The 3427-nt window shown below is 72.2% G+C and carries 3 protein-coding genes and 1 pseudogene; 2 read left to right on the forward strand and 2 right to left on the reverse strand.

Annotated elements, in window-relative coordinates; genetic code table 11:
* Positions 1-180: 180 nt before the first annotated feature.
* The gene (locus KPL57_RS06835) at positions 181-987 is read right to left on the reverse strand and encodes an alpha/beta fold hydrolase (protein ID WP_226350940.1); all 807 of its coding nucleotides are present in this window, start codon (positions 985-987) and stop codon (positions 181-183) included.
* 140 nt (positions 988-1127) lie between these two features.
* Between KPL57_RS06835 and KPL57_RS06840 the strand changes: the two genes are divergently transcribed.
* Entirely contained in the window at positions 1128-1712 is a 585-nt protein-coding gene (locus KPL57_RS06840; RefSeq protein WP_226350941.1) for a GntR family transcriptional regulator, read from the forward strand.
* A gap of 13 nt (positions 1713-1725) precedes the next feature.
* Here KPL57_RS06840 and KPL57_RS06845 read toward each other — a convergent pair.
* Positions 1726-2301 (reverse strand): annotated as a pseudogene (locus KPL57_RS06845) (GntR family transcriptional regulator); the annotation flags it as partial.
* 140 nt (positions 2302-2441) lie between these two features.
* Here KPL57_RS06845 and KPL57_RS06850 point away from each other — a divergent pair.
* A complete protein-coding gene (locus KPL57_RS06850; RefSeq protein ID WP_226350940.1) occupies positions 2442-3248 on the forward strand; it encodes an alpha/beta fold hydrolase in 807 nt (268 codons plus the stop codon).
* Positions 3249-3427 lie beyond the last annotated feature (179 nt).

Consider the following 3427-nt stretch of genomic DNA (forward strand, 5'->3'; position numbering starts at 1 on the left):
GGGCGCCCATCCCCCGACGAGCAGTCGCAGCTGGGCGCGGCACATGCCCGGGCGCGCGGTGAGCAGCGCGTCGAGCTCGGCGTCGGTCGGTTCGCACATGGGGTGACCTCCAGTTGAGGGTGCAATGGCGTAGGCGGCGAGCGGCTCGGTGGCGACGCCATGCCGTCGGGTCTGTGCCGCTCACGCACGGCTCGCGCTCTCGCGCACGACCGCGCGGATGACCTCGATCGTCTGCTCGGGCCGCTCGAGGTGAAGCCCGTGCGAGGTGCCCGGCCACCGCGTGACCGGCACGCCGAGCGCCTCGGCGATGCGAGCGTGGACGGCCCGTGCGCTGTCGCCGATGCGGCCCGGCTCGTGGTCGGCGCTCACGATCGCCGCCGGGACGCCACGGGGCAGGTCCGACTCGTCGAGATCCGCCGCGCGCGCGGTGAGTCCCTCGATCGCGCGCGAGAGCTCACGGACGTCGATGTCGGCGTTCGCCCGCGCCGCGTCGGCGTACGGGCCGCGCAGTCCGGTGTTCTCGATGGCGCGTTCGATCACGGAGCGCATCCTGCGACGCAGGAGCCATCGCACCAGGGGCAGACGGACGGCACGCGTTGTCCTGGCGTGCATGCCCTCGATCGTGGAAGCGAGCTCCACGTCGCCGCACGGCATGGGATCGAGCAGCACGAGGCCGGCGACGTCGTCGGGGAAGTCCCGGGCGAAGTGCAGGGCCACGTCGCCGCCGAGGCTCTGCCCGACCACGACGACGGGTCCCATCCCGAGCCGACCCACCAGCGCGTGCAGGTCCTCACTCGCGTCGGCGAGGGTCCCCGGCACCGGCGAGACACCCGTGCCCGGTCGGTCGTGCAGGATGACGCGCGCACCCGGGTCCGCGACGAGGGCTTCCGGGTAGCCGGGATAGAAGCCGCGGCAGCTGACGTGGCCTCCGGGCAGCAGCAGGACGGGAGGACCGGAGCTGCCGTGGACCTGGGTGCTCTCGTTCATGGGGCTCTCCGTCGCTTCCCTGACGCGAGGGCGGCGGATCGGGTCCGGGCCTCGCTCACCTGCACGTCGATGGCGCGACGCGCGCAAGATTTGGTCATCAATCGTCGGGCTGTATTGTGGAACAATATGGAGGTGCACGCATGAGCGCAACCATCCCCGGGAACGACCGCGCGGGGACCGCAGCGGAGCGGGTCGCCGCCGTGCTGCGCGACGAGCTGCTCGACGGCGCACACCCGGTCGGCACCCGGTTCCGCGAGGAGAGCCTCGCGAAGCGGTTCGACGTCGCCCGGCACACGATCCGTGCCGCGCTGCGCCTGCTCGTCGACTCCCGTCTCGTCACCCACGAGCGCCATCGCGGCGTCGGCGTGGCACCGCTGAGCAGGACCCGCATCGACGAGGTCTTCGACTACCGCAAGGTGCTCGAGCTCGGCGCGCTGCGTCTCGCGCAGACCGCCGGCGCGGACCTGTCGGAGGTCGAGGCCGCCGTCGAGCACCTGGAGGCGATTGCCGAACGCGACGAGCCGCTCGCGTGGCGCGAGCTCACCATGGCGCACAGCGCGATCCACGAACGGATCGTCGCCGCATCCGGCAACCCACTGCTCATGGACAGCTACCGGCGCTGCGAGGACGAGCTGCGGCTGCTGCTGACCTTCGTCCGGCCCGACTTCGACGCGGCGGCGATGGCGGCCCTGCACCGAACGCTGTTCGAGCGCCTGCGTGATTGAAATTTTTCACGCGCAGGCGCTCGAACAGCGTTCGGTGCAGGGCCGCCATCGCCGCCGCGTCGAAGTCGGGCCGGACGAAGGTCAGCAGCAGCCGCAGCTCGTCCTCGCAGCGCCGGTAGCTGTCCATGAGCAGTGGGTTGCCGGATGCGGCGACGATCCGTTCGTGGATCGCGCTGTGCGCCATGGTGAGCTCGCGCCACGCGAGCGGCTCGTCGCGTTCGGCAATCGCCTCCAGGTGCTCGACGGCGGCCTCGACCTCCGACAGGTCCGCGCCGGCGGTCTGCGCGAGACGCAGCGCGCCGAGCTCGAGCACCTTGCGGTAGTCGAAGACCTCGTCGATGCGGGTCCTGCTCAGCGGTGCCACGCCGACGCCGCGATGGCGCTCGTGGGTGACGAGACGGGAGTCGACGAGCAGGCGCAGCGCGGCACGGATCGTGTGCCGGGCGACGTCGAACCGCTTCGCGAGGCTCTCCTCGCGGAACCGGGTGCCGACCGGGTGTGCGCCGTCGAGCAGCTCGTCGCGCAGCACGGCGGCGACCCGCTCCGCTGCGGTCCCCGCGCGGTCGTTCCCGGGGATGGTTGCGCTCATGCGTGCACCTCCATATTGTTCCACAATACAGCCCGACGATTGATGACCAAATCTTGCGCGCGTCGCGCCATCGACGTGCAGGTGAGCGAGGCCCGGACCCGATCCGCCGCCCTCGCGTCAGGGAAGCGACGGAGAGCCCCATGAACGAGAGCACCCAGGTCCACGGCAGCTCCGGTCCTCCCGTCCTGCTGCTGCCCGGAGGCCACGTCAGCTGCCGCGGCTTCTATCCCGGCTACCCGGAAGCCCTCGTCGCGGACCCGGGTGCGCGCGTCATCCTGCACGACCGACCGGGCACGGGTGTCTCGCCGGTGCCGGGGACCCTCGCCGACGCGAGTGAGGACCTGCACGCGCTGGTGGGTCGGCTCGGGATGGGACCCGTCGTCGTGGTCGGGCAGAGCCTCGGCGGCGACGTGGCCCTGCACTTCGCCCGGGACTTCCCCGACGACGTCGCCGGCCTCGTGCTGCTCGATCCCATGCCGTGCGGCGACGTGGAGCTCGCTTCCACGATCGAGGGCATGCACGCCAGGACAACGCGTGCCGTCCGTCTGCCCCTGGTGCGATGGCTCCTGCGTCGCAGGATGCGCTCCGTGATCGAACGCGCCATCGAGAACACCGGACTGCGCGGCCCGTACGCCGACGCGGCGCGGGCGAACGCCGACATCGACGTCCGTGAGCTCTCGCGCGCGATCGAGGGACTCACCGCGCGCGCGGCGGATCTCGACGAGTCGGACCTGCCCCGTGGCGTCCCGGCGGCGATCGTGAGCGCCGACCACGAGCCGGGCCGCATCGGCGACAGCGCACGGGCCGTCCACGCTCGCATCGCCGAGGCGCTCGGCGTGCCGGTCACGCGGTGGCCGGGCACCTCGCACGGGCTTCACCTCGAGCGGCCCGAGCAGACGATCGAGGTCATCCGCGCGGTCGTGCGCGAGAGCGCGAGCCGTGCGTGAGCGGCACAGACCCGACGGCATGGCGTCGCCACCGAGCCGCTCGCCGCCTACGCCATTGCACCCTCAACTGGAGGTCACCCCATGTGCGAACCGACCGACGCCGAGCTCGACGCGCTGCTCACCGCGCGCCCGGGCATGTGCCGCGCCCAGCTGCGACTGCTCGTCGGGGGATGGGCGCC

This window comes from Pseudonocardia sp. ICBG601, assembly GCF_020496245.1.